The organism is Krasilnikovia sp. MM14-A1004 (assembly GCF_047159485.1).
Taxonomy (GTDB): Bacteria; Actinomycetota; Actinomycetes; order Mycobacteriales; family Micromonosporaceae; genus Actinoplanes.
Window position 1 is genome coordinate 2,425,559 of record NZ_AP038773.1, and the last position, 25,446, is coordinate 2,451,004.

Annotated in this window: 20 protein-coding genes and 4 tRNA genes; 14 read left to right on the top strand and 10 right to left on the bottom strand. The window is 71.1% G+C overall.

The genetic code is table 11. From position 1 onward, the window contains the following. The 3 genes from ACMCNN_RS11100 to ACMCNN_RS11110 form a co-directional block, all read right to left on the bottom strand. The gene (locus ACMCNN_RS11100; RefSeq protein ID WP_412746095.1) at positions 1-1,284 is read right to left on the bottom strand and encodes a diguanylate cyclase; all 1,284 of its coding nucleotides are present in this window, start codon (positions 1,282-1,284) and stop codon (positions 1-3) included. A gap of 102 nt (positions 1,285-1,386) precedes the next feature. After that, entirely contained in the window at positions 1,387-1,674 is a 288-nt protein-coding gene (locus tag ACMCNN_RS11105) for a hypothetical protein (protein ID WP_412746096.1), read from the bottom strand. Between the two features lie 36 nt (positions 1,675-1,710). Continuing rightward, complete coding sequence (locus ACMCNN_RS11110; RefSeq protein WP_412746097.1) at positions 1,711-2,616, bottom strand: hypothetical protein; 906 nt, start codon at positions 2,614-2,616, stop codon at positions 1,711-1,713. Positions 2,617-2,848: 232 nt separating this feature from the next. On the opposite strand from ACMCNN_RS11110, the gene ACMCNN_RS11115 reads away from it, so the two are divergent. Then, entirely contained in the window at positions 2,849-5,653 is a 2,805-nt protein-coding gene (locus tag ACMCNN_RS11115) for a lectin (protein WP_412746098.1), read from the top strand. A gap of 66 nt (positions 5,654-5,719) precedes the next feature. On the opposite strand, the gene ACMCNN_RS11120 is transcribed toward ACMCNN_RS11115, so the two are convergent. Next, on the bottom strand, positions 5,720-8,512 hold the full coding sequence (locus ACMCNN_RS11120; RefSeq protein ID WP_412746099.1) for a M36 family metallopeptidase: 2,793 nt from the start codon (positions 8,510-8,512) through the stop codon (positions 5,720-5,722). Between the two features lie 724 nt (positions 8,513-9,236). Between ACMCNN_RS11120 and ACMCNN_RS11125 the strand changes: the two genes are divergently transcribed. The 5 genes from ACMCNN_RS11125 (at position 9,237) to ACMCNN_RS11145 (ending at position 10,682) form a co-directional block, all read left to right on the top strand. Beyond that, entirely contained in the window at positions 9,237-9,839 is a 603-nt protein-coding gene (locus tag ACMCNN_RS11125; protein WP_412746100.1) for a hypothetical protein, read from the top strand. A 427-nt stretch (positions 9,840-10,266) separates the two neighbouring features. Continuing rightward, positions 10,267-10,345 (top strand) — tRNA-Thr (locus tag ACMCNN_RS11130). Position 10,346: 1 nt separating this feature from the next. Next, a tRNA-Thr gene (locus ACMCNN_RS11135) sits at positions 10,347-10,419 on the top strand. A gap of 17 nt (positions 10,420-10,436) precedes the next feature. Further along, a tRNA-Ser gene (locus ACMCNN_RS11140) sits at positions 10,437-10,523 on the top strand. Positions 10,524-10,610: 87 nt separating this feature from the next. Next, a tRNA-Cys gene (locus ACMCNN_RS11145) sits at positions 10,611-10,682 on the top strand. 35 nt (positions 10,683-10,717) lie between these two features. On the opposite strand, the gene ACMCNN_RS11150 is transcribed toward ACMCNN_RS11145, so the two are convergent. Next, a complete protein-coding gene (locus ACMCNN_RS11150; RefSeq protein ID WP_412746101.1) occupies positions 10,718-11,296 on the bottom strand; it encodes a TetR/AcrR family transcriptional regulator in 579 nt (192 codons plus the stop codon). Positions 11,297-11,382: 86 nt separating this feature from the next. On the opposite strand from ACMCNN_RS11150, the gene ACMCNN_RS11155 reads away from it, so the two are divergent. Continuing rightward, on the top strand, positions 11,383-12,264 hold the full coding sequence (locus ACMCNN_RS11155; RefSeq protein ID WP_412746102.1) for an SDR family oxidoreductase: 882 nt from the start codon (positions 11,383-11,385) through the stop codon (positions 12,262-12,264). An 18-nt stretch (positions 12,265-12,282) separates the two neighbouring features. Here ACMCNN_RS11155 and ACMCNN_RS11160 read toward each other — a convergent pair whose 3' ends face one another. Continuing rightward, positions 12,283-13,761: a carboxylesterase/lipase family protein gene (locus tag ACMCNN_RS11160; RefSeq protein WP_412746103.1), complete on the bottom strand. Its 1,479-nt coding sequence runs from the start codon at positions 13,759-13,761 to the stop codon at positions 12,283-12,285. A 200-nt stretch (positions 13,762-13,961) separates the two neighbouring features. Between ACMCNN_RS11160 and ACMCNN_RS11165 the strand changes: the two genes are divergently transcribed. Then, positions 13,962-14,291 carry an STAS domain-containing protein gene (locus tag ACMCNN_RS11165; RefSeq protein ID WP_412746104.1) on the top strand — a complete coding sequence of 110 codons (330 nt, stop codon included), beginning with the start codon at positions 13,962-13,964 and terminating at the stop codon, positions 14,289-14,291. Next, on the top strand, positions 14,284-14,670 hold the full coding sequence (locus ACMCNN_RS11170) for an ATP-binding protein (RefSeq protein WP_412746105.1): 387 nt from the start codon (positions 14,284-14,286) through the stop codon (positions 14,668-14,670). The genes ACMCNN_RS11165 and ACMCNN_RS11170 overlap by 8 nt, the downstream gene beginning before the upstream one ends. A 6-nt stretch (positions 14,671-14,676) precedes the next feature. Here the strand turns inward: ACMCNN_RS11170 and ACMCNN_RS11175 are convergent, their stop codons facing one another. From ACMCNN_RS11175 to ACMCNN_RS11185, 3 genes are read right to left on the bottom strand one after another with little or no spacing between them, the layout of a single operon-like run. After that, complete coding sequence (locus tag ACMCNN_RS11175; protein ID WP_412746106.1) at positions 14,677-16,173, bottom strand: PP2C family protein-serine/threonine phosphatase; 1,497 nt, start codon at positions 16,171-16,173, stop codon at positions 14,677-14,679. Positions 16,174-16,229: 56 nt separating this feature from the next. Then, on the bottom strand, positions 16,230-16,610 hold the full coding sequence (locus tag ACMCNN_RS11180) for a 4Fe-4S binding protein (protein WP_412746107.1): 381 nt from the start codon (positions 16,608-16,610) through the stop codon (positions 16,230-16,232). After that, a complete protein-coding gene (locus tag ACMCNN_RS11185; protein ID WP_412747136.1) occupies positions 16,607-18,190 on the bottom strand; it encodes an FAD-dependent oxidoreductase in 1,584 nt (527 codons plus the stop codon). Before ACMCNN_RS11185 ends, ACMCNN_RS11180 begins: the two co-directional genes overlap by 4 nt. Positions 18,191-18,434: 244 nt before the next feature. On the opposite strand from ACMCNN_RS11185, the gene ACMCNN_RS11190 reads away from it, so the two are divergent. Genes ACMCNN_RS11190 through ACMCNN_RS11205 form a run of 4 tightly spaced genes read left to right on the top strand, consistent with a single transcriptional unit; the run spans position 18,435 to position 23,612 of the window. Continuing rightward, entirely contained in the window at positions 18,435-20,123 is a 1,689-nt protein-coding gene (locus ACMCNN_RS11190; RefSeq protein ID WP_412746108.1) for an ABC transporter substrate-binding protein, read from the top strand. Next, a complete protein-coding gene (locus tag ACMCNN_RS11195) occupies positions 20,120-21,004 on the top strand; it encodes an ABC transporter permease (protein WP_412746109.1) in 885 nt (294 codons plus the stop codon). The genes ACMCNN_RS11190 and ACMCNN_RS11195 overlap by 4 nt, the downstream gene beginning before the upstream one ends. Further along, the gene (locus tag ACMCNN_RS11200) at positions 21,001-21,990 is read left to right on the top strand and encodes an ABC transporter permease (protein ID WP_412746110.1); all 990 of its coding nucleotides are present in this window, start codon (positions 21,001-21,003) and stop codon (positions 21,988-21,990) included. The genes ACMCNN_RS11195 and ACMCNN_RS11200 overlap by 4 nt, the downstream gene beginning before the upstream one ends. After that, complete coding sequence (locus ACMCNN_RS11205; RefSeq protein ID WP_412746111.1) at positions 21,987-23,612, top strand: dipeptide ABC transporter ATP-binding protein; 1,626 nt, start codon at positions 21,987-21,989, stop codon at positions 23,610-23,612. Before ACMCNN_RS11200 ends, ACMCNN_RS11205 begins: the two co-directional genes overlap by 4 nt. Here ACMCNN_RS11205 and ACMCNN_RS11210 read toward each other — a convergent pair. Beyond that, complete coding sequence (locus ACMCNN_RS11210) at positions 23,588-24,367, bottom strand: TSUP family transporter (protein WP_412746112.1); 780 nt, start codon at positions 24,365-24,367, stop codon at positions 23,588-23,590. The genes ACMCNN_RS11205 and ACMCNN_RS11210 overlap by 25 nt on opposite strands. Before the next feature lie 178 nt (positions 24,368-24,545). Between ACMCNN_RS11210 and ACMCNN_RS11215 the strand changes: the two genes are divergently transcribed. Then, the gene (locus ACMCNN_RS11215; protein WP_412746113.1) at positions 24,546-25,424 is read left to right on the top strand and encodes a hypothetical protein; all 879 of its coding nucleotides are present in this window, start codon (positions 24,546-24,548) and stop codon (positions 25,422-25,424) included. Positions 25,425-25,446 lie beyond the last annotated feature (22 nt).

Below are 25,446 nucleotides of genomic sequence, written 5' to 3' on the forward strand. Positions count from 1 at the left end.
TCAGCCGGGTTTGGGAGCGTCGCGGTAGCGGCGAGCTCCCGAGTGGGGCGGCGGGTTGTTGACGACGCGGTCGCGGCCGGCGTGCTTGGCGGCGTACAGGTTGCGGTCGGCGTCGGCCAGCAGGCCGGACTGGGTGAGGTCGGTCGCCCCCGCGGTCGTGGTCGAACCCATGCTCACGGTGACGGGCAGGTCGCCGGTCACCGGCCGCCAATCGTGATTGCGGATGGTCAGCCGTATGTCGTCCAGGTGGGTCGCCGCGTCGGCGGGGGCGGTGTCGGGCAGCACGAGCAGGAACTCCTCTCCGCCCAGCCGAGCGACGAAACCGGCGCCGGTGATCCGGGTCAGCGCGGTGTCCAGCAGCGTGGCCACGGTGGTGAGGACCTCGTCGCCGACGGCGTGCGACAGCGTGTCGTTGATGCGTTTGAAGTGATCCAGGTCGGCCAGGGCGATGGTCAGGTTCGCCCCGCTGGTGCGGGCACGCTCGATCAGGCCGGGCAGATGCTCGTCGACGTAGCGGCGGTTGCGCAGACCGGTGAGCGGATCAGTGCGGGCCTGGTCGCGGAACTGCGCGGCCCGGGTGCGCGCCTCGGTGGTCTCGAACATGGCCTGCCGGGTGCGGGCCTGCGCCTCCAACTGCGCGCTGCGCAGCGTCTCCACCGCGGCGTAGAAGTCCTTGTACGTCTGGAAGGCACGGACGTGATCGCCGGTGGCGGCGTGCAGTTCGGCCTGCTCCTGCAGGGCCTGGGCGGCGAGGTCGGCGAGGTCGTGTTCGGTGCACAGCGCGCTGGTGCGGTGCAGGCTCTGTTGAGCCAGGTCGGTCCTGCCCAGGTGCCGTTGCGCCTTGGCCAGCGTGAGCAGGAACTCGGCCTGCCCGTAGTAGTCGGCGACGCCGGAGCTTTCGTGTACGTGCAGGCAGCGCTGGATCGTCTGCTCGGCCTCGGCGTACCGGCCGAGCGCGATCTGCACCACGGCGAGAGTGTCGACCTCCTCCAGGCGCAGCAGCGCCAGGTCGAACGCGGCGCCCGGTGGGGTGACGGCGGCCATCAGCCGCTCCAGGGTCTCCCACGCCCGCTGCGGCTCGCCGGCCTGCAGCTCGGCGTAGGCCTGGTGGTTGAGCGCCATGCGCTGCCACCGGAGGTCGCCGATGTCGACGGCGAGTTGCTCGGCCTGCTGGATACGCTTCAGGGCCTCGGCGTGGGAGTCCACCGCGTCCAGGGCCAGCGCGAACTGCAACAGACATCCGACCCGGATGCCCGCCGGGGTGTCGTCTGTGAGCAGCTCCACCGCGCTGACCGCGTGGGCGAGGACGGTCGGCGCGTCACCGAGCTCGAAATGCAGCGAGCTGAGTACGGAATGACTGCGGATCAGCAGTTCCCGGCGATCGTTCTACACCGCCCACCGGTGCACCTCCTGAGCCGCGCGCGCCACCTCGGCGAGGTCACCGTCCTGCCGGCCCCGCAGGCGGGCAGTGAGCATGCGGGCGCGGTGCCACAGCTCGATGTCGCCGATCTCGGCGGCCTCCCGCTCGATCTCGGCCGGCCGTGCCCGCAGCGCGGCGTCCAGCCCGTCGAACGGGACCGCCTCGATCGTGATCAGGTCAGTGAGCAGCTGCTGTGCCCGTTGCCCGGCGGAGGTCGGCGGGATCTCACCGGTGGCCGGCCCGTCAGCGTTCACCCCTTCAATATCGGCTTCCGCGTCGCCTGTCGTTGCTCATTCCCGCAGAAACAGATCGTCGGGACCGACCGGGACGATGCCGCGGTTCAGCGCGGCGATTCCGAGGAAGTAGCCCGCCGAGATCGCCGGGAAGTCCGTGGTGAACGCGCAGGCCGGAATCCGGTGGAGCTCCCGCAGATACCGAAAGACGTTGCCGTAGTCGCGCAGCCGGTAGCGGTGCAGGCGGAACGCCGGCCCGTACACCTGATCGAAACGCACCAGCAGGCTGTACAGCCACAGGTCCGAGGGCACGAGGGCGTCGCCGTGCAGGAATCTGTGCTCGGCCAGCCGAGCGTCGAGATCGGACAGGAACCGGAACACGCCCGCGACGGCCTGCTCGTACTCGTCCTGGGAATCGAGGAAGCCCGACCGGTACACACCCGCGTGCAGTTCGTGGAAGATCCGCGCGTCCCACTGCTGTTCCGGTGCGCCGACGGCGTCCACGGACAGCAGTCGCGCACCGCCGCCGGTCCGGCGCCGGGCCAGTTCCCGGAACGCGTACGGCATCCGGTACGGGTCGTTCGTCAGCACCTGCATCGTGCGGACGTCCACCAGCACCGGCGAACGCACCGACTCGCTCAGCTCCAGCGCCTTGCGTTCCTCCGCCGACAGCTCGGGTGACCAGTGCAGGTTGCCGCCGGAGTCGACGGCCAGCCGGCCGGAGCCCCGCGCGACGACGGAGATGACGTCGAGCAGGCCGTACAGTGCGGCGACCATCGCGACCTTCTGACCGGATGGGGTGTGCGGCAGATAGAACAGCACGTACCGCGACGGGTGCGCGCTCAGTCCGGCGGCGAACGCCTCGCTGGTCACGATGTTCGGCGGCAGGATCGGCCCGCCCCTGATGCCCATGGCGAAGTCGTGCGGAGGCGTGAAGCACAACGCCATGTCGTCGTCGGTCACCGGTTTCCAGACCCTTTCCATCGCGACCCATCCGGGCAAGAAACCCAGAACAGTCAGATCGTGCGGGACCGACCATTGTAGATGTGCGTCCACCGTACCGTCGCTCTGTATTGACGGACGTCTATTGAGGGGTTTACGTTCACGAGAGTGACAACGTTGTCAACCGGCGATTTCCCCATTGATCCCCGGCAGATCGGTACCCCCACCGACCGATCCTCAAGGAGGCGGATCCATGATTCCCCTGCCCGTAGTTGCACAGTGGCCCGGCGAACCGGTTCGGCACCGCAACGGTCGAGCGCCCGTCGCGCTCCTCGGAGCCGGACTCGGCCTGGCCCTGGCCGCAGCGTTCGCCACTCCCGGCCTGGCCGCTCCGGCGCGGGCCGCGACGCTGGTGGCCGCCCCGGCCACCCTGGTCAACCCGTTCATCGGAACGTCGAACGACGCCGACGATTTCCCCGGCGCCGACGTGCCGTTCGGCATGGTCCAGTGGAGCCCCGACACACCGACGCGGCCCTCGGGCGGGGGCTACGAGTACAACGACTCGTCGATCACCGGTTTCAGCCTCACCCACATCGCCGGGCCCGGCTGCGGCGCGGCCGGTGACGTCCCGGTGCTGCCCACCGTGGGCGCTGTCAACAACTCGGCCACCGACACCTTCTCGCACGCCAACGAGTCGGCGTCGGCCGGCTCGTACAAGGTCACGCTCGACAACCAGGTGACGACCGAACTGACCGCCACGACCCGCAGTGGCATGGCGCGCTTCACCTTCCCGTCGACCACGCAGGCCAACCTGATCCTCAAGCTGGCGGGCAGCCAGAACGGCGCGACCAACACCCAGTTCACCGTGGTCTCGAACACCGAGGTGAGTGGCCAGGTCACCTCGGGGAGGTTCTGCGGCGCGAGCAACTCGTACACGGTGTACTTCGACATGGTCTTCGACCGCGCCTTCACCGGTCAGGGCGCGGCCACCGGCGCCACCACCACGGCGCCGCGATTCCGCCCACGCGCGTCCCAGAACGCGGCGGAGACGCCCAACAAGCCGCAACTGCACGGCGAGATGCCGAAGGTCGGGGCCCCCGGGGCCATCTCCTCGGACGCCGCCGCCTCCGCCGCACACGTCACCTTCGACACCACCGCCAATCGCGTGGTGCAGGCCAAGGTCGGCGTCTCCTACGTGTCGGTCGCGGGCGCGGTCGCCAACCGTACGGCCGAAAACGCCTCCTGGAACTTCGACGGCACTCGCACCGCGGCACAGAGTGCGTGGAACTCCCTGCTCGGCAGGGTGCAGATCGCCGGTGGCACCGCGGACCAGCAGACGATCTTCTACACCGCGCTCTACCACTCGCTGCTGCATCCCAACGTCATCAGCGACACGAACGGCCAGTACTACGGCTTCGACGGCAGGACACACACCGTCGACCCCGGCCACGGCGCTGCCTACGCCAACTATTCCGGCTGGGACGTCTACCGTTCCCAGGCCCAGCTCGAAGCCCTGATGGCGCCGCAGGTCGCCGCCGACACCGCACAATCCATGGTCGACGACTACGCGCAGACCGGCATCCTGCCCAAGTGGTCGGAGAACAACGGCGAGTCGTACGTGATGGTCGGCGACCCCGCCGACGCCATCATCGCCGACTACTACGCCTTCGGCGCCCGCGACTTCGACGTCCGGACCGCCCTGGCGGACATGGTCAAGCAGGCCAGCACCACCAACAACGACCGGCCCGGCCTGAACTACCTGAACGCACCGGGCTACGAACCCCACAACGGCACCTACGGCTGCTGCAACTTCTACGGTCCCGTGGCCACGACGCTGGAGTACAACACCGCCGACTTCGCCATCTCCGCGCTCGCCGGCGCCCTCGGTGACACGTCGAACCAGCAGAAGTACGCCGATCGCGCGCAGAACTGGCGCAACGTCCTCCACCCGGCCTCCGGCTTCGTGCAACCCCGCAACGCCGACGGCAGCTGGGTGAACGACTTCGAGCCCACCAGCGGCGACGACATGGTCGAGGCCGACTCGTGGATCTACACCGGCATGGTGCCGTTCAACCTGGCCGGACTGACCCGCGCCAAGGGCGGTAACACCGTCATGAACCACTACCTCGACACCGTGCTGCGCAGCTACACCGGCGACAACGGCTACGCCTGGGTCGGCAACGAGCCCAGCATCGAACTGCCGTGGGAGTACGACTACACCGGGCAGCCGTACAAGACGCAGGCCACCGTACGGTCCATTCAGGACGCCATCTGGGCCAACACCCCCCGCGGCCTGGCCGACGGCAACGACGACCTCGGCGAGATGAGCTCCTGGTACGTGTGGTCCGCGCTCGGCATGTATCCGATGACACCGGGAACGTCCGACCTCGCCCTGGGCTCGCCGCTGTTCACGCAGGCCGTCGTCACGCTGCCCTCTGGGAACACCTTGACGATCAACGGCAACGGCGCGGCGGGCAACGCCCCCTACGTGCAGTCCGCCACCTGGAACGGCGCGGCATGGAACAACGCCTACGCGCCCACCGCCGCCATCACCTCGGGAGGCACCCTCACCTACACGCTCGGCACGACTGCCAACACCTCGTGGGCGTCGGCGGCGGCCGCCGCTCCGCCCTCCTACGGCGGCAGCGTCGCCGCGCCGACCCCGCCGCGGGTCGGGACTGTCGCCTCCGGCGCGGGCGCCGACCTCTGCGTCGACGTGTCCCAGTCCGGCACCGCGAACGGCACCGCGGTACAGATCTGGGGATGCGACGACACGTACGCCCAGGACTGGATCGTCGCGGCTGACGGCACGCTGCGTGCCCTCGGCAAGTGCCTCGACGTCTCCAACAGCGGCACCGCCGACGGCACCAGGGTGCAGCTGTGGGGCTGCAACGGCACCGGCGCGCAGAAGTGGTCCGCCGGGGCCAACGGCTCGCTGGTGAACCCGCAGTCCGGCAAGTGCCTGGACGACCCGAACGCGTCCACCACCAACGGCGCCCGGCTGCAGATCTACACCTGCAACGGCACCGCCGCACAGAACTGGAGGCTGCCGAGCTGACGGGTCCGGTGCCCGAAACGCCGCTGGCTCGCCCCCGGGTGGGGACGAGCCAGCGGGCGGGGTGGATCAGGGGGAGGGGGTGCCGTACACGGAGAGCTCCGTCGAGTCCATGTACGTGCATCCGCTGTACGGTGCGTCCGGGTCGATGCAGACGCCCATGTCCTGCGCCTGGCTGGACAGCATCGAGTACCGCACGTACTGCACGTCTGTCGTCCCCGCGGTCAGCGGAACCCGGTTGGCCTTGTTCCGGTCGGCCGCCGTGAACTGGCCGTTGGCGGCCACGGTCCAGGTCGTGCCGTCGGGCGACGTCTCGATCCGGAACAACCCGGTCGAGGCGCTTCCGGCGTCACCACAGGTCGCAGTCGCGTCGAGGGTCAGCTCGGAGATGTCGACCGCCTCCGGCAGTTTCAGCACCACCTCGTGCCCGCTGCCGTCCTCGACCATCGTCGAGCCCCACCCGGAGCCGTACGACTGGTCGAACAGATACGACGGGCCGCAGCGGTACTGGGTGAAGTCCGGGCCGGTGAAGCTGTCGACGCTGCTTCCTCCCGCGATGGCCGCCCAGTCGCGGCGCACTTCCCAGTCGGCCCGGCTCGTCCGGGCCCCGACCGAGACGGTCTTGATCACGGAGTCGTAACCGGCCGACTTGGCGTACACCTTCGGGTACGTGCCGGGCAGCACACGGCTGATCGTGTACGTGCCGTCGGCCGCCGTCGTGGTCACATAGTCGTTGGCGAAGCCGGAGGTGTGACCGCTGAACGTGACGGTCGCGCCGGCCACGGCCGCGCCGGTGTCGGCGTCGGTGACCTTGCCCGTCACCGTGCCGCGCGGGGTGTTGGCCGCGGGCGGCAGAGTGAAGTCCTCGACCACGTCGGTGTCGGTTCCGTCCATGGCACCGGCGAAGTAGCCCATGCCACGGTGGGCGAAGACGTTCCAGATCGCCGCCTGCAGCCGGCCGCGGTTGGTGACGAGGTCGGCCTGCAGGATGGAGTTGCGCTGGTCGAGGAACGACGGCTTGGCCGGCGACAGCTCCATCGCGCGGGTGACGAGGAACTGGGCCTTGGTGCTGCCGATCGCCTTGCGCAGGTCCCACAGGGTCTGAGCCCAGATCTCACCGTCGGTGTGCACGTCGGGACCACCGGAGTAGATCTTGCCGTAGTCGCCGTAGGTGTAGCCGCCCGGGCCCGCGGTCGGGGTGCCGGGGCAGGCGCTGGACGTGCTGCCGACCGGGCAGTCCATCGGCTCGCTGCGCAGGGTGACGCCGCCGAACATGTACTTGCCGACGAGGACGTCGCCGTCCTTCGCGGTGTCCTTGTCGAGGCGGTTGGCCATGAAGTAGTCCTGCGTGTACCAGTCACTCCAGGCCTCGCCCATGGCGCGCGACTGGGCCACGGTCAGCGTCGACACGCCGTTGGCGTCCACGACGAGACGGTTGGACAGGCCGTGGGTGTACTCGTGGAACACCGTGTCGGCCTCGTCGCTGGAGTTGCCGGCGATGGACTCGTCGTCCGGGTTGGTCGGGTCGCCCCACAGGTACATCTGCATCCTCGGCGGGGTGCCGTCCGGCGGCGTACTCATGTTGGCGTTGCTGATGTGGTCGGCGTCCGGCAGGCCGTGGTCCGTGTCGGCGCCGTCCAGCGCCTCGGCCTGCACGGCGTCGTCGTCGATCGCTTCGAAGTTGCCCGCCGCACGGGTGAAGCCGATCGGGGCGGCAGCCAGGTGGTCGTGCCACAGACCGAGCAGGTAGTACAGCTCGACCGAGGACTGGCTACGGTTCTTGCGCCAGGAGTACGGAACGGTCGGGTTCCAGGAGCACTTGAAGGCCGCGTTGCACTTGCCGCCCACCTGCGGGCTGAAGTCGGTGAACAGGTACCTCCAGGTGCCCTTCACGGTCGGCTTCACCTCCTCGGCGGGGCTGGCCCTGTTGTCGTCGTTGACGTCGGTGTAGACGTGCGCGATGTTGCCGGCCAACTTGGGCGAGTGGTTCGGCAGCCACTTGGACAGGTCGACGGTCACCTGCTTGCCGCCCGTCACGGCGCCCGGGTAGTAGGGCCAGACGAGCGAGGCGTCCTTGGCGACCGTGCTCTGCCGGTACAGGACCGTGCCGTCCTTGGCGTCGATGACGTGGATCCAGCCCTCGTCCAACGCCACGGTCTGCCAGGCCAGCCGCGGGCCGGTCGCCGTCTGGAACATGACCAGCTTCGCGGTGCCCTTGTCGGAGAATGTGGTGGTCCTCGTCGCGCCGGCGGCACGGTCGACGACCGTGGCGGTGGAGTGTCCGAAGACGTTCTCGACAGCGGCGGCGCGCGCCTTCTCGGCGCTCAGCCCGGCCGCGCCGGGGCTGCCCGGCAGCTCCGCGACCGGCGAGCCGTCGACCTGGATGAGCCGGCCGTCCTTGGCGACGTGTGCCTTGACGCCGTTGCCGAACACCGGCACACCGCCGACGCTCTGCACGAAGCTGAGGTGGTGGGTGCCCGCGACGTCGACGTAGTCCTGGCGCAGCTGGAGCCGGCCGACGTCGCCCGCGCTGAGACCGAACACCGCCGAGTTCGCCTTCACGTAGTTGAGGGCGATCCTGGCCGGGTTCAGGTAGCTCACCCCGGTGAGGAACCCGTCGATCTTGGCGACGCGGCGCGGCGTACCGGTGACCCGGTCCATGTCGACGATGCCCTGCACACCGAGCTCGTCGCGCAGCTTCCGGATCGGGCTGTCCGGCTTGACCGCGGCGGCCAGCCGCCGTACCGCGGCGCTGGTGCTCTTGGCCGTGACCCCCGACTTGGCGCGCGCGGCGCTCAGCGCGTCACGCGAGTCGTAGTCGGTGAGTTCGTCGCGCTCGACGGGCCGGTCCGCGGCGCTCACGGCACCGTTCGGCTCCGGCGCGGAGTGCGCCTGAACGGTGAGAACTCCCGCGACCAGTACGGCGCCGCCGGCAGCTGCCGCCCACCATCGCCGGTTCCGTGCCGAAGCTGACAACGGTCTCATTCACAGGCCCCTTTCGGCCGACCCCGGTGCACCATCCGCCGGGCGCACATCGCGCGCCGCATTCAGCTCGGGGGGTCTCCGGCCATCCGGGGAACGCCGATCGGCGGCAAACGCGGGATTCGCAGGTCATTCCGAGTTCGTTGCAGATTCGTTATCTGTGTCGAGATGATCACTGCGGGTAGAGGCGCCGACGACGTGGGAGGCTCGGGATCCGTCCACGACGAGACAAGCGTGACGACGGCCACAAGAGTCGCGGAGGGCAGTCACTGATTGTCACTGCCACCGGCATCGACCGGCGGCTTGACGAATGCGGCTGCAGCCGCTCCACCTGATCACCGAAGGGGCCCACTCATCCTCCTCGGGGCGGCTCGGAGGACTTCTACTACTCCATCGCCCGTCCGGGCCGGCGCGCCGCGCACGCCTGCTGCGCGCCACGCAACCCGCGCGTCACCTCGGCCGAGGCCGAGGACACCTCCACCGGCCACCCGGGCTTCCGCTGCATCGTCGGGGACGCGACGGTGGTTGGCACGGAACCGGGATTCGCGAGTGTCTCTGCCTCTTGAAGATGGACGAACGTACATCGACAAAGGAAGACACCCCCATGCGTGCCTGGAACCTCATCACCAACGTCCTGGTCCTCGGCCTGATCGCCGGCGGGACCGCGGCCTGCGCCGGCGAACCTGCCGCCGCTCCCGTCGGCGCAGCCGTACCTCCCACCGCCCCCTCGGCCTCGGCGTCGCCGTCGTCGTCGGCGAGTCCCTCCGCGCCGCGGTCGTCGTCGCCGCGGCCGTCGTCGTCCGCCGCGACCCGGACCACGGCCGCGAAGGCCAAGGCCGCCGGTTCAGGGGATCCCCGGTTCGGCACGCAGTACGCGATCCTGGAGTCGAGCAACCCGTCGACGCGCCGGATCACCTATGACCTGATCGATTGGTTCAACGGCAAGCAGGCCGAGAAGGCGTGCGCCGAGGACGGCGTGAAGCCGGCCGAGAACGACTACTGCCTGGCCTACTACAGTCGTAACCACAACAAGCAGCTCCGTACGCTCACGGTCGATCCCGATGCCTCGATCCGCATCATGGACACGGGTGTGTGGAAGACGGTCGACCTCAGGACCTTCCTCACGAAGGTCCGCAACGACAACGTGATCCGCTTCGACATCGACGCCAACCGCATCGTGAAGCTCGATCAGATCTACCTTCCCTGACGAGATCGGTTATTGCGTTGTCGTGGGCCCATGCCCCACGTACTGTCCCTGTCACCAGGCAAGACCAACAGCGGAACGGCAAGGAGCCTTCGATGTCTCGGTACACCTCCACCGACCCCCAGCGCGTCGCGCTGTGTGGCGAGGCCGGTGTGCCCGCGTGCAGGCGAGCCGCCCACCCGTACGAAAACGAGCAGATCCGCCCGGGACCAGGGCGTACGCAACGCTGAGACACCGCGTTCGTGCCGCCCCTCCCAGTCGGGAGCGGGCGGCTTTTCTTTTCCCGGTTTCCCCGGCGGTAATGAACATTGACAACTCCACAGTGGATGGCATGTCCGGATTCGATTCATGAATTCAAACTTTCGGGCCGCACGTCACAGATGTGCGGCGGTTCCTGGCGGGCGGCTTCGCCCCCAGCAGGCACATTCCCGCCGTCGTAGCTCAGCGCCGGTCAGAGCGCGGTCCTGGTACGACCGAGGTCACCGGTTCGAATCCGGTCGACGGCTCCACGCCAGCGCAGCACGACAGGTGGTGCGCCGCTCTCGTAAAGCGGAGGTAGGCGGTTCGAGTCCGCCCGCTGGCTCTCCCGCATTTCATCCTGGAAGGTGACCGGCCGGTCGAGGAGCACCGTTGGAAGCGGTGTACGACGCGATACGCGTCGCCGGGGTTCGAGTCCCCGACCTTCCGCGCAGCACTGTGGAGACGTCGCCGTCTCCACAGTCACGCCGCCGGTTCGATCCCGGCCCGGAGCACGCGACGGCCGGGGCACCACCTGCCCGAATGCCCGAGTGGTAAGGGTCCCGCGTGCAAAGCGGGTGTTCGCCGGTTCGATTCCGGCTTCGGGTTCGCGCACCGTCATGCCATCCGCTGTGGGTTCCCGGTCAGCCCAGCGACGCGCTCGCTGCCCGCAACTCGTCCAGCGCCGCCAGGGTGTACCGGGCGAGCTCGGCCTTGTCGTCGCCGTTGCTCCCGGACCATTCGGCGTACCCCCGTTTGAAGGCGAGGACGCCCAGCTCGCCCGCGATGGCCGCGGTCGATTCGGGTACGCCGCGCTCGACCAGAGCGGCCGTCATCGCGGCCGCGAGGCTGACGCTCTTGAGCGCATCACGCTCCTGAAGCTCGGCGCTGGCCGCCACGGCCGCCGTCAGCCGAGGGGCGAGCTCGCGATTGAGCGGGCCCATCGCGGTCGAGGCGCGCCCGAGACCGGCCGCGACCGCCTCGAGCGGGCTGGCGTTGGCGGGCGCCTCGGCGATGCCCTCGGCCAGCAGCCGGCTCAGCGTCTCCTGCCCGGCCACCAGCAGCTCGCGTTTGTCGGGGAAGTGCCGGAAGAAGGTGCTCTTGGTGACCCCGGCGCGCTCGGCGATCTGCGCGACCGTCGTGGCGTCGTATCCCTGCTCGATGAACAGGTCGACGGCGGCCACGACGAGGCGTTCGCGTGCCCCTGGTTCCCACCGACCCATGCGTCCCATCATAGGTGATGGGACTGTTATCCCATCACTCTGCTACGGTGATGGGACAAGAGTCCCATCACTTCAGGGGGATCGTCATGCGCGTCTTCGTCACCGGTGCGACCGGCCTGATCGGTTCGCCCGTCGTCGCCGAGCTGCTCGGCAACGGCCACACCGTCCTCGCACTCACCCGCTCCGACACGTCTGCGCGCGCCGCCGAGGCGGCCGGCGCCCAGCCGCTCCGCGGCGGTCTCGCCGATCTGGACATCCTTCGCCACGGCGTTGCGCACACCGACGGGGTGATCCACCTGGCCTTCGGCAACGACTTCAGCAGCGCCGACGCGCTCGCGCGGGCGGTCGCCGAGGAGAGCGCCGCCCTCGCGGCACTGGGCGAGGCGCTCGCCGGCAGCGACCGCCCCCTCGTCACGGTCTCCGGTACGCCGTACGTGCCGGGCCGCGCCTCCACCGAGGCCGACCCGGCACCGACAGACGGACCGGTCGGTGGTCGCGGCCGGGCGGTCACGGCGGCGCTGGGCCTGGCCTCGCGCGGAGTGCGCAGCACGGCGGTACGCATGCCCCGCACCGTCCACAACGACGGCAACGGCGGGTTCGCCGGCTTGTTGACCGGCACGGCACGCCGGACCGGGGTGTCCGGCTACCCCGGCGACGGCGCACAGCGGTGGCCGGCGGTGCACGCACTCGACGCGGCGGTCCTCTTCCGGCTGGCCCTGGAGCGGGCGCCGGCCGGAACCACCTGGCACGCCGTGGCCGACGAGGGTGACAGGGTACGAGACATCGCCGCGGTCATCGGCCGACGGCTGGGCCTGCCCGTCGAGGCGGTACCCGCCGAGACCTACGGCCCGCTCGGCCCGATCTTTGCGACCGACCAACCCGCGACCAGCGCCCACACCCGGCAGGCGCTCGGGTGGCAGCCGAGACATCCCGGCCTTCTGGCGGATTTGGAGAACATCCAACCCTGACCGCCACCGGGCCACGCGTCACGACCAGGCCGCCCGCTCCGCGGCGTCCGGGTCCGGGACCACGGTGATGCGTTCGCCCAGCAGGGCGGTCGGGCGGCCGGTCCGGTCGGCGGCGGCCCAGCCCGGATCGCCGTCGCGGATGAACCGGACCCAGGCGCCGTGCATCGTGTCCACCATGGTGGCAGCGGGATGCGTGCCCAGCCGTGGGTGCATCACGGGCCGGGTCGCGGTACCGAAGACGTACGGGATCTCCGCGGTGTGGCACGGACCCAGCCCGTGGTTGTCCACGGCGTCGATCCCGTCGAAACGGGCGATCCACGTCGGTGCCGCATCGGCCGGCCGGCCCCGCGCGAGCGCGAGTAGCGGCTGCCGGTACGTGAAATCGGTGAGGATCGCCGAGAGCAACTCACCGGGCGAGGCCCCCGGCCGACTCGCCCGGTAGGCGTCGAGGCCGTGCGGGGACAGGCCGATCGCTCGGGCTCTGGCGGTCAGCATCGGCTCGTCGACCGCGTCGATGACCCGATTCGGTACGACGAAGAGCCGCCACTCGTCGCGCGTGGTGCACAGCAACAACCGGACATCGGCCGAGGCGCCCGCGGCGATGGCGTCGAGCGGCGCCATCGGCAGCACCTCACCGTCGACGTACGGTCCGAAGGGCAGTTTCCGGACGCCGAGCTCGCCCCAGTCCGCGGCGTCGCCGGCGATGACCGCGGCCGTCACCGCGCTGGCCGCTTCGAGCATGACCTGTGGGGGCAGCGGCGCCAACGCGTCGATGGTCGGCGGCACACCCAGGGTCGCGCCCACATGCGCGGCCACCAGCCGGGCCGACTCCGCGCTGAGGGTGTGCGCGGCGGCGCCGCTCTGCAGGACGGCGGCGGAGAACAGCCCGGACGCCGTCGGCATGGCGAGCAGCGCGGAGATCGCCATCGCACCGGCCGATTCCCCCGCGACGGTGACCCGGGCCGGGTCGCCGCCGAATGCCGGGATCTCGTCCCGGACCCAGCGCAGCGCCGCCACCATGTCGAGCATGCCGCGGTTCGGAGTGCTGCCCTCGGCGGCCAGGAACCCTTCCACGCCGAGGCGGTAGTTGATGGTGACGCAGACGACGCCACTCTCGGCGAAGTGCGAACCGTCGTAGTCGGCGACCGAGCCCGAGCCGTTGGTGTACGAGCCGCCGTGGATCCAGACCAGCACCGGCAGCCCACCGGTCATCGCGGCCGGGGTCCAGACGTTCAGGTTCAGGCAGTCGTCGCCCGCGATGACGACCTCCGGCAGGATCTTCTGCAGATATCGCGGATACCTGCCCTGCGGTGCGGTCGCGCCGAACCGGGTGGCGTCGCGTTCGCCCGGCCAGGGCTGGACGGGACGCGGCGGCTGAAGCCGGTTCGGGCCGAACGGGGCGGCCGCGTACGGGATGCCCAGGAAGCGGGCGACGTCGCCGGTGACCGTGCCGCGCAGGTCGCCGGTGGAGATGGACACGACGCGACCCTCGGCCATCGATCTCCTTCAGGATGTCCGCGACAACGGGACCACTATCGCCGTCCGAGCGCCGATCCTCAACCCGGGCCGGAGGGTCGACGACGGGGATCGCGGCGGGCGGCGCCAAGCTGTCCATCGCTCGCACCCCGTGTGTCGCCGGGTGCCATGATGGGGACCGGCAGGCAGGTGCCCGGCCGGGAAAGGGTGCGGCGGTTCGCATGGCGAGCTTCGAGGCGGTGACGGCCGTCGGGGAGGGCCGGGTCACGGTGGTGCTGCGGGGCGACTGTGACCTCAATGCCCGCGATCAGTTGACCGCCGTCCTGCTGGATGCGGTGAGCCGCGAGAAATCGGTGTTCGTTGATGTGGCGGGAGTGGGCTTCTTCGACTCCACCGGCGTGCACGCCCTGGTCACCGCCCATCACGCGGCGCGCGGCCGCAATGGTCGGCTCTTTGTGGTCAATGCGGGCGGCGTGGTTGCCGCGGTGCTGGAGCTGACCGGGCTGGACGCGCTGCTGCAGGCCCCGGCCGAAGAGCGTGGCCATGCCTGAGCATCCCGTCGACTCCGTGGGCATGACGTACTCCGAGCCCGGCGATCTGAGTTCGGTGCGTGCCTTCGTCGCCGAGCAGGCTCGGGCGCTGGGTCTGGCGGCCGACCGGATCGACCTGCTCACTGTCGCGGTCAGCGAACTGGCCACAAACACCCTCCAACACGCCGGCGGCGGAGGGTACGTCCGGGTCTGGGGCGACACCGGCCGGGTGTGTTGCGAGGTCGTCGACGGCGGCGGCCCGCGGTCGTTCGGCCGGGCGATGCCGTCGGCCGAGGCGCTACGCGGGCGGGGCCTGGCCCTCGTGGAGCGGATCTGCGACTCGGTCGAGATGGTCGAGGTGCCGGGCGGCACCCTGGTCCGGCTCTGCCTCGAACTCTGACCCGGCTCAGGTGACGATCACGGCCAGGGTGCAGGTGTCGTCATCCGGGCTCGGCGCGTGCAGCAGGCGGTGGAGCCGCGGCAGCGGATCCACTCCCGGATCGGCGGAGACCGCGCTCAGGTGGGCACACACCTCGGCGGCGCGCACCGCGATGTCGCCGCGGCGTTCCACGAGCCCGTCGGTGTAGAAGAGGATCAGGTCGCCGGGCTGCAGGCCGACGGTGGCGACCGGGAAGTCGACCTCGGGCTGGGCGCCCAGCAGCAGCCCGGGCGGTGGTTCGAGGCCGATGCTGTGCCCGTCGCGGCCGAGCAGCGGGGCCATGTGGCCCGCGCGGGCCCAGGGCAGCAGGCGGGTGCGGGGGTCGTACACGCCGATCACCGCGGTGCCGGTGATGCCCAGCTGGATGCACAGCAGGTTCAGGTGATGCAGCAGCAGGCCCGGATCCCGGATGCCCACGGACAGCCACGCGACCAGGGCGAATCGCAGGTGGGCCATGCCGTTGGCGGCGTCCACGCCGTGCCCTGCCACGTCACCGACCGCGAGAGCGACCCGGCCGTCCGGCAGGGTCTGCGCGTGGTACCAGTCGCCGCCCACCGCGATGGCGCTCTCCGCCGGCAGGTAACTGACCATCGCCTCCAGGCCGGCCAGGTCGAACGGGCCGGCGGGCACCGGCTGGATCATCTGCTGCAGTTGCCGGGCGAGCCGGTGCTCGGCGATCGCGGTCAGTTCACGGACCCGGACCTGGTCGCTGAGCCGTTCGATCTCGGTGCGGGAGGCGACCCGTGCGGTCACGTCCTGCACGACGGCGTAGATCTTCACCTGCCGGCCCTCCGCGTCCCGGGCCAGGTCGGAGAGGATCCGCAGGTGCTTGACCGCGTCGCCGATCCGGAAGCGGACGGTGACGTCGGAGGCGGTCCCGGAATCGAGGGTCTGCCAGGCGGCCTCGGCGATCCCGCGGTCCTCGGGCAGGACAGCGGCCGCCTGGTCGGTGCGGGGCAGCGGGCCGTCGGCGGGGTCGCGGGCAAAGATCCGGTACATCCCGGGAGACCAGTCGGAGCGGCCGGTGGTCAGGTCGTACTCCGCCCAGCCGAGGCTGCCGAGCAGCTCCGTGTTCTCCAGCCGACGGCGGTGCTCGTCGACCCGTTCCCACCAGACCAGCAGGCCACCGAGCACCCGCTGCACACTGACCTGGAAGCGGGACTCGGCGACCACGCCGGGACGGGACTGCGCGAACTGGAAATCGTCCAGCTTCGCGGGCGTGCCGGTGCGCATGACCTCCAGGTAGAGCAGCCAGAGCGGGCCACCCACCATGGACGGGTACTGCTCGCTGAGCCGGCCGCCGAGCCGTTGCGTGCCGCGGCCGTAGATGTCGTGGATCTGGTCGCTGGTCGCGGCGATCCGGAAGTCGGTGACCGTGCCGTCGTCACCCGTGACCGGCGCCAGCCAGGTGCAGCCCGCGGGAATCGCCGCGAGCAGCTCCCGGATCACGTCCTCGTCGGCCATTACCGCAGCCTATCGGCCCGCGGACCGCTCACGATGCCCTTGGCGTGCCGGGGACCTCACGCATCCCCGTTCGAGGCGCTGGTCCGCTGTGCCGTGACACCGGCCGGGGCAGTGATGTCGGGGCCGACGGCGAGGCGCGACCCGGGCGTACGCCCGTGACCCCAGCCGATGCCGGCGCGATAGCTGCCGAGCAGTCCCGCCGTGACGAGGTGTTCCTCGTCGCGCAGCGGGTCACCGGCGGCCAGCGGTGCCACGCCGGGCGCCACGAACAGCGCGTCGGTGGGGCAGTACGCCTCGCACATGAAGCACGTCTGGCAGTCGGCCTGCCGGGCGATCACCGGGACGCCGTCGGCGCCCCGGTCGAACACGTTGGTCGGGCAGGCCTCGACGCATCGGTCGCAGGTGACGCAGCGGCCGGCGCTGACCAGCTCGATCACGAAGCCACCGCCAGGTCGAGCGGCGTGTGCGGGCGTACCGGATCGGGCGAGGTCCACAGCTCGTCGAGGCCGCCGACCGTGAGCCGGTGGCGCTGCGCCGGGTCGGTCTCCGGGCGGTCGAGGCGCTTGTGCATGCCGCGGGACTCGGTGCGGGCCAGGGCGGCCGTGTACATCCAGCGGGCATGCGCCACCATGGCGGCCGCCTGCCGCGACTCGACGGGCGATCCGCGCAGGTGCGCGCGGGTGTCGGCCCAGAGATCGTCGAGCGTCGCGAGCGCCTGGTCGAGCACGTCGCCGCGACGCAGGTAGTTCTTCACGTACGGGTGCGTCTCGGCCTGCACCGCGCGGACCACCCAGCGGTGATCGTCGGTGACGGCGCCCGTGGGGCGCAGGCCGGCCCGGCCGGCCGGCACCAGCCTGCGGTGGCGCGCCGCCGGGCCGAGGGCCGCCGCGTGCCGGGCCGCCGCCGTGCCCGCCCAGGTCCCGGACGACATGGCCCACGCGGAATTGTGCGACCCGCCGCCCGTGAAGCCGCCGCAGATCAGTTCCCGGGTCGCCACGTCGCCGGCCACGTACAGGCCCGGCACGCCGGTCGCGCAGTCCTCGTCGACCACCCGTACGCCGCCGGTGCCGCGCACCGTGCCCTCCAGCAGCAGCGTGATCGGGAAGAGGTCGGTGAACGGGTTGATCCGCATCCGGTCGAACGGCAGGAAAAAGTTGGGCTGGCCCCGCCGCATGGCCGCCTGCACGGTCTCGTCGGCGAGGTCGAGCCGGGCGAAGACCCGCTCGTTGAGCAGGGCCCGCGCGATCACCGAGCGGCCGCGCTGGCTGGCCGCCCCGTCGAGGACGGTGCCGTCCTCGTGGTAGAAGGTCGCGTAGTTGTAGTAGGCCGTCTTGGTCACCGAGGAGAACTCCGGAGCGATCGCGTACGCGTTGGAGAACTCCATCCCGGACAGCGCCGCGCCCACCTCGGCGGCGAAGAGCGCGCCGTCGCCGGTGTTGACGTCGCAACCCAGCGCCCGGGACAGGAACGCGCAGCCGCCGGTCGCGAGCACGACGGCGCCGGCGCGCACCCGGTACGGCTGGTCGAGCTGCCGCCGGTGGCCGGCCGCCCCGGCGACCGCGCCGGTCGGGTCGGTGAGCAGTTCGAGGACCGGGCTGTGGTCGAGGATGCGTACGCCGCTGCGCTTGAGCCAGGCCCGCATCCGGCGCATGTATTCGGGACCCTGCACGCCCCGGCGCAGTTCGGAACCGTCGGCGAGGACCGGGAACGGGTACCGCCCCGTCGTGGCGAGTTCGTGGACGTTGGCGTACGTCTGGTCCAGCACCCGGGCCATCCAGTGCCGGTCGGACAGGTGGCCGTTGAGGTGCTCCCGGCTGGCCATCGCCGCCTCGCGGGCCGCGGGTTCGGGCTCGACGTACCAGACGCCGGTGCCGGCGGCGGCGGTGGCGCCGCTCGTGCCGGTGTAACCCTTGTCGACCAGGATCACGTCGGCGCCGGCCCGGGCGGCTTTGAGTGCGGCCCAGGCTCCGGCGGGTCCGCCGCCGGCCACCAGGACGTCGGCGGTGAGATCCACCATGTCGATCACAGTTCCTCCTCAGCGGTGGCGACCGGAAGCGGGGGTGACCGGTGTGGAGACAGTGAATCCCGGTCGGCCCGGGACGGTCAATATACCTCCTAGCCTATGGGATTTGAAGAGTATCCACGATTGTCAATCGCCTACTGAGTACATAGGGTCCATGTGGAATGGGTCTCATGAGCGTGACAGTGCGGAGTGGAGATCACTAGCGTCACCGCCGTCCGGAGCGGGGAAGGAATCCGTCATGCGTAGATCGGTGTCCGTCGGCCTCGTCGTGGTCCTGCTGCTCGCGGGTTGCGACGGTGGTGGTGACGGCGGCACGACGTCCGCCCCGTTCGACCCGGCCACCTGCCAGGGCGGCACGCTCACGGTGCTGAACCAGGGCGGCATCACCCACCTCGACCCGGCCCGGCTCTACACCTCCGGCGGCGGCAACATCCCGTCGCTGTTGTTCCGCACGCTGACCACCCGCAACCGGCTGCCCGGCGAGGCAGGCACCACACCGGCGCCCGATCTCGCCACCGACCTCGGCACCCCGTCCGACGGCGCCCGCACGTGGACCTACCACCTGCGCGACGACATCGTCTTCGAGGACGGCACGCCGATCACGGCGGCCGACGTCAAGTACGGCATCGAGCGCTCGTTCGCCCCCGAGCTGCCCGGCGGTGCGCCGTACCTGCGGGACTGGCTGACCGGTGCCGCCGGCTACCAGGGGCCGTACAAGCAGCCCGAGGGGCTGGCGGCGATCGAGACGCCGGACGAGAAGACGATCGTGTTCAAGCTGCGCAAGCCGGAGGGCGACTTCCCCTACCTGGCCACGGCCACCCAGTTCGCGCCGGTGCCGAAGGCGAAGGACAGGGGGGCCGACTACGAGAACCACCCGGTCTCGTCGGGCCCGTACCGGGTCGAGTCGTACGCGAAGAAGAAGTCCCTCGTCCTCGTGCGCAACCCGCATTGGTCCTGGCAGAGCGACCCGCTGCGCTACGCCTGCCCCGACCGGATCGAGGTCACCGCCGGTCTCGACCCCGCGGTCATCAACCAGCGCCTCGTCACCGGCGCCGGGCCGGACGCCAACGCCGTCACCACCGACGCGGTCGTCGGGCCGGAACAGCTCGCCCAGCTCGGCGCCGGCTCGGCGCTGGACGGCCGGGTCTCCCGCGGCGAGTTCCCGGCCACCTACTATCTGGCCTTCAACCCGACGAAGAAGCCGTTCGACGATCCACGGGTGCGCGAGGCCCTCGCGTACGCGATCAACCGCACGTCGGTCGTCAACGCGCAGGGCGGCACGGCCGTCTCCGGCGCGTCCACCACCTTCCTGCCGCCGCAGCCGGCGCTGGGTTATCAGCCCTACGACTACTTCCCGGCGGGCGCCACCGGTGCCCCGGAACAGGCCAGGAAGATCCTCGCCGAGGCCGGGCACAGTGGCCTCACCATCGAGCTGGCCCACGAGAACGACGACGCCAACGGCATCGGACCCAAGGTCGCGGCCGCCGTGCAGGAGGCGTTCAAGCAGGCCGGGGTGACCGTCGACCTGGTGGCCATCGACAGTGCCACCTACCGCGACGTGACCGGCAAGCCGGCCACCCAGCCCGGCCTGTCGTTGCAGTATTGGGGCGCCGACTGGCCCTCCGGCGGGCCGTTCCTCATCCCGGTCTTCGACGGCCGGCAGATCATCACGGCCGGCGGCAACTTCAACCTCGCCCAGTACGACGACCCGGCCGTGAACGCCGAGATCGACGCCATCAACGCGCTCACCGACCCGTCCGCGGCCGCCGCCCGCTGGGGTGCCCTGGACGCACGCATCGGCAAGCTCGCCCTGGTCATCCCGCTCACCCACGAGAAGGACGTCTACCTGTACGGCAGGAACGTCAGGAACGCCGTGCCCGACGGCTGGCGCGGCCAGTACGACCTCGCCCGGATATCCGTCAAGTGAGCGTGTGGCGCCGGCTCACGCGAGACCGCGGCTTCGTCGTCGGCGCCGCGATCGCGTTGGCCATGGTGCTGGTCGCCGTCGCCGCGCCGCTGCTGACGGCGCTGGCCGGGCAGGACTACACGACCTACCACGACGATCTGCTCGACTCGGCCCGCGGCGGTGTGCCGCTCGGCCCGCTCGGCGGCGTCAGCGCCGAACACTGGCTGGGGGTGGAGCCGGCCACCGGGCGCGACCTGTTCGCCCGGGTCGTCCACGGCGCCCGGGTGTCGCTCGGTGTGGCGGTCGGCGCCACCGTCCTGCAGGTGCTCCTCGGCCTGCTCGTCGGCACGGCCGCGGGCCTCGGCGGCCGGTACGCCGACGCCGCGCTGAGCCGTCTCATCGACCTCGTCCTCGCCGTACCCAGCCTGGTCCTGGCCATTTCGCTGCTGGCCATCGTGCCGGCGGACTGGCCGCGCCCGGCCCTGCTGGCCGCCGTGATCGCCGTGCTCGGCTGGGGCGGCACCGCACGCATCACCCGCGGCGAGACGCTGACCCTGCGTACCCGTGACTACGTCGCCGCGGCCCGGCTGTCCGGCGCCGGCCGGTTCCGCGTCGCCCGGCGGGAGATCCTGCCGGGGCTGGCCGCCCCGGTGCTCACCTACGCGGCGCTGCTGCTGCCCGCCACCATGGTCGTCGAGGCGGGGCTGTCCTTTCTGGGCATCGGGGTGCGCCCGCCCACCCCGTCCTGGGGGCAGATGCTGTCGAGCGCGACCACCTGGTTCCGCGCCGACCCGATGTACGTGCTCCTCCCCGGCGGTCTGTTGTTCCTCACCCTGCTGGCCTTCGTGCTGGTCGCCAACGGGCTGCGGCGCGTGCTCGACCCCCGGCAGAGCGCGGGATGATCGGCTACCTGGTGCGCCGCCTCGCCGGGGCGCTGCTCGTGCTCGCCGGGCTCTCCCTGCTGCTCTACGGACTGTTCTATCTCGCGCCGTCCGACCCGGCGGTGCTCACCTGCGGCAAGGGCTGCACGCCCGAGCGGCTCGCCGAGGTGCGGCACGCGATGGGCGTGGACGGGCCGGTACCCGTCCAGTACGCCGAGTTCCTCGAGGGGCTGGTGGTCGGCCGCGACTACCCGGCCGGCGCGGACGTGCGGCACTGCCCGGCGCCGTGCCTCGGCTACTCGTTCGAGACCGACCAGCCGGTGACCGCGCTGCTGGCCGACCGGCTGCCGGTCTCCGCGTCGCTGGCGTTCGGGGCCGAGGTGCTCTCGCTCGCGGCCGGCGTCGGCGCCGGCGTGCTGGTCGGCGTGCGCCGGCTGCGCTGGCTCGACCGGCTGGTCAACGCGCTGGTCCTGACCGGGTACGCGGTGCCGGTCTTCCTGGTCGGGCTGCTGCTCCTGCTGCTGTTCTGCGTCCACCTGCAATGGCTGCCGTTCCCCAGCTATGTCCCGTTCACCACCGACCCGGCGGCCTGGGCGCGGAATCTGCTGCTGCCCTGGGTCTCGCTCGCGGTCATCCAGACCGCCGCCTACGCCCGCCTCACCCGCGCCGGGATCCAGGAGACCCTCGCCGAGGACCACATCCGCACGGCCCGCGCGTACGGCCTGCCGGAGTCGCGGATCATCCGGCGGCGCGCGCTGCGCGGTGCCCTGCTGCCCCTGGTCACGCTCACCGCCATCGACCTCGCCGCGATCATGACGAGCGCCGTGCTCACCGAGACGATGTTCGGCCTGCCCGGCGTGGGCCAGCTGCTGGTGGGCGCGGTCAACCAGATCGATCTGCCGGTCGTCGTCGGGGTCACCCTGCTCACCGGGGTGCTCATCATGGCCGCCAACACGCTCGCCGACCTGCTCTACGCCGCCGTCGACCCGCGGGTGCAACTGCGGTGAGCGGGCTGCGTGTCCAGGATCTGCGGATCCGGTTCGGTGACCGGCTCGCGGTCGACGGGCTGAGCTTCGACCTGGCGGAGGGCGGGTCGCTGGGCATCGTCGGCGAGTCGGGATCCGGCAAGAGCGCCACCGCGCTCGCCCTGTTGGGCCTGCACACTGGTGCCGAGATCACCGGGCGGATCAGCTTCGACGGCACCGACCTCACGGCCGCGGGCCCCGACGACTGGCGGCGGATCCGGGGCGTACGCATCGCCATGGTGTTCCAGGACCCGCTGACGGCGCTCAGCCCGTTCCACACCATCGGCGACCAGATCGCCGAGGTCTACCGGTGGCACACCGGTGCCTCCCGGCGCGCCGCCCGGCAACGGGCCGTCGAGGTGCTCGGCCAGGTGCACATACCCGACCCGGTCCGGCGGGCCGGCGCGTATCCGCACCAGTTCTCCGGGGGCATGCGGCAACGCGCGCTGATCGCCATGGCGCTGGCCTGCCGGCCCGGACTCATCGTCGCCGACGAGCCGACCACCGCGCTCGACGTGACCGTGCAGGCCCAGATCCTCGACCTGCTCGACGAGGTGCGTACCACGACCGGCGCAGCGTTGCTGCTGATCAGCCATGACCTGGGTGTGGTGGCGGGCTCAACAGACGAGGTCGTGGTGATGCGCGACGGTGTCGCGGTGGAGCACGGACCGACGGACACTGTGCTGTCGGCGCCGCGGCACGCGTACACGCGGGCGCTGCTCGACGCGGTCCCGCGCCCCACCGCACCCCGGCAGATCGCCGGGGCGTCGGTGCTGCGGCTCGACGGCGTACGCAAGCATTTCCCGCAGCCCCGGCGCGGCGCGTGGCGCCGCCCCGCACCGATCCGCGCGGTCGACGACGTCACGCTCGACGTGCGGCGCGGCGAGACGCTGGGCATCGTGGGGGAGTCCGGCACCGGCAAGACCACACTGGCCCGGATGATGGTCGGCCTCGTCGCACCGAGCCGGGGCCGGATCACCTTCGACGGTGCGGACATCACCCGGCGGCGCGGTGCCTCCGTACAGATGATCTTCCAGGACCCGCTGTCCTCACTGAACCCCCGGCGGACCGTCGGCGAGAGCATCGCCGATCCGTTGCGCCTGCAGGGGGTACGCGATCCCCGGCCGCGCGTGGAGCACCTGCTCGACCGGGTCGGCCTGGGCGCTGCCGAGTACGACCGGTTCCCGCATCAACTGTCCGGTGGTATGCGCCAGCGGGCCGGCATCGCCCGCGCACTGGCCCCGGAGCCCCGGCTGATCGTGTGCGACGAGCCGGTGTCCTCGCTGGACGTCACCACCCGGGCGCAGGTCCTGGCGCTGCTGGAGGACCTGCGGCGGGAACTCGACCTGACCCTGGTGGTGGTCTCCCACGACCTGGGCGTGCTGCGCCAGATCGCCGACCGGGTGGCCGTGCTGGCGAACGGGACCGTGGTCGAGATCGGGGAGACGGCCCGGCTGTACGAGCAGCCGCAGCACCCGTACACGAGGGAGTTGCTGGCCGCGATTCCGGCGACCGACCCGCAGGAGGCCCGCCGGCTGCGGGCCCTGCGCCGCGCCGCCCGAGACGCCGTCGTGACGGGTCAGCCGACGGCCTGGACGACGTAGACCGCGGCGAGGGTGGTGGCCAGCGTCCCCAGGAGCATCCGTAACGCACTCTCGGGCAGGTGCGGCTGCAGCCGGGCGCCGAGGTAGCCGCCGACGAGCCCGCCTGCCCCGCAGAGCAGGCCGAGCGCCCACTGCGGGGCGATGTCGCCACCACCGATCAGGGAGAGAGCGCCGTACGTGAGTGCACCGACGGCGGAGGTGACGAACGTCGAGGCGAGTGCGGCCGGGGCGATGAGCGTCATGGGCGTTCCCCGGCCCGCCAGGATCGGGCCGAGGAGGGATCCGCCGCCGATGCCGTAGATCCCGCCGATCGTGCCGACGACGACACTGAGGCCCAGGATGGTGCGCCGCCGCAGCGGTGGCCGGTCGCGGCTGCTCGGGTGCCGGGCACGGAGGCAGAGCCAGAGTCCGAGCGGGAGCAGCACCGCGGCGGCCACGAGCCGGAAGGCCCCGGGTCCGGGGACGGCGAACACCCGGATCACCGCGCCGAGGACGACCCCGGGCAGGGTGCCGGCGATCAGGAGCCGGGCCAGGGGACCGGCGAGCTGGCCGGTGTGCCGGTAACGCACCAGGGCGCCGGGCCCGGACACGACGTTGAAGAGCAGGTTGGTGGGGGTGACCGCCGGGTTGGGCACGTGCAGAACGCTGAGCTGGACCGGCAGCAGAAAGACGGCCCCCGACACCCCGGCGGGCACGGTGACGACCGAGATGAGCAGTCCGGCGGCGAGGGCGGTCAGCCCGGTCTGCCAGCTCACCCGGGCGACATCGGCTGGCGCATGGCGACACCGTACCGAGCGGTCCGGCCCCGTCGCGGGCTGTCAAGTAGGCGGCCGGGGCCGGTCTTCAGGTGTTTCTCACCCTGGTTCTGCCACATTCGTCCGGACTGCCGGGCTGTGCCGGCCGGCGACCAGGTCGGTGAGGAGAAGGAAATACATGACGACTCTGCGTGAACCATTCAGCGAGGCCGACCTCGCGGGCGCGGGACGGTACGCGCTGAAGAAGCTCCCCGAGGTCACCCTCGCCTTCTGGATCATGAAGATCGCCGCCACCACACTCGGTGAGACCGCGGGCGACCTGTTCGCCCAGACCCTCAAGCTCGGCTACTTCCTCACGACGATCGCGCTGTTCGCCGTCTTCGTCGTCACCCTGGTGATCCAGCTGCGGGCGCGGCGCTACAACCCGTTCTTCTACTGGACCGTCATCCTGTCCACCAGCATGGCCGGCACCACGATGTCCGACTTCATGAACCGCGACGCCAGCGCCCGCTACCTCGCGAAGGGCACCGACAGCCTCGGCTGGGGACCGCAGGGACTGGGCCTGGGCTACCCGACCGGCGCGGCCATCCTCATCTCCGTACTCATCGCGATCTTCGTGGTGTGGAAGGCCACCGGCCTGACCTTCGCCATCCGCGACATCGACACGTTCCGGGGTGAGGTGCTGTTCTGGGCGGCGATCCTGGTCTCGAACACCTTGGGTACGTCGATGGGTGACTTCCTGTCCGACAGCTCGGGCCTCGGCTACGCGGGCGGTGCCCTGCTGATCACCGGCGTGCTGGGGGTGCTGCTGTCGTTGAAGTACGTCCGCGCCGTGCCGAACGTGCTCATCTTCTGGTGCGCCTTCGTGCTCACCCGCCCGCTCGGGGCGACCGCGGGCGACTTCCTCACCAAGCCGATCGCCAAGGGCGGGCTGGCGCTGGGCACGCTCGGCTCCTCGATCGTGCTGCTGGCCGTCCTGTTCGGCCTCATGGCGTACGCGCACCGCCGCGAGCAGCGGGTCGGTGCGTTGTCCCCGGCCCTGGCCGGTGCCCGCTGAGGCGGTGTGCACGCCGGGCGAC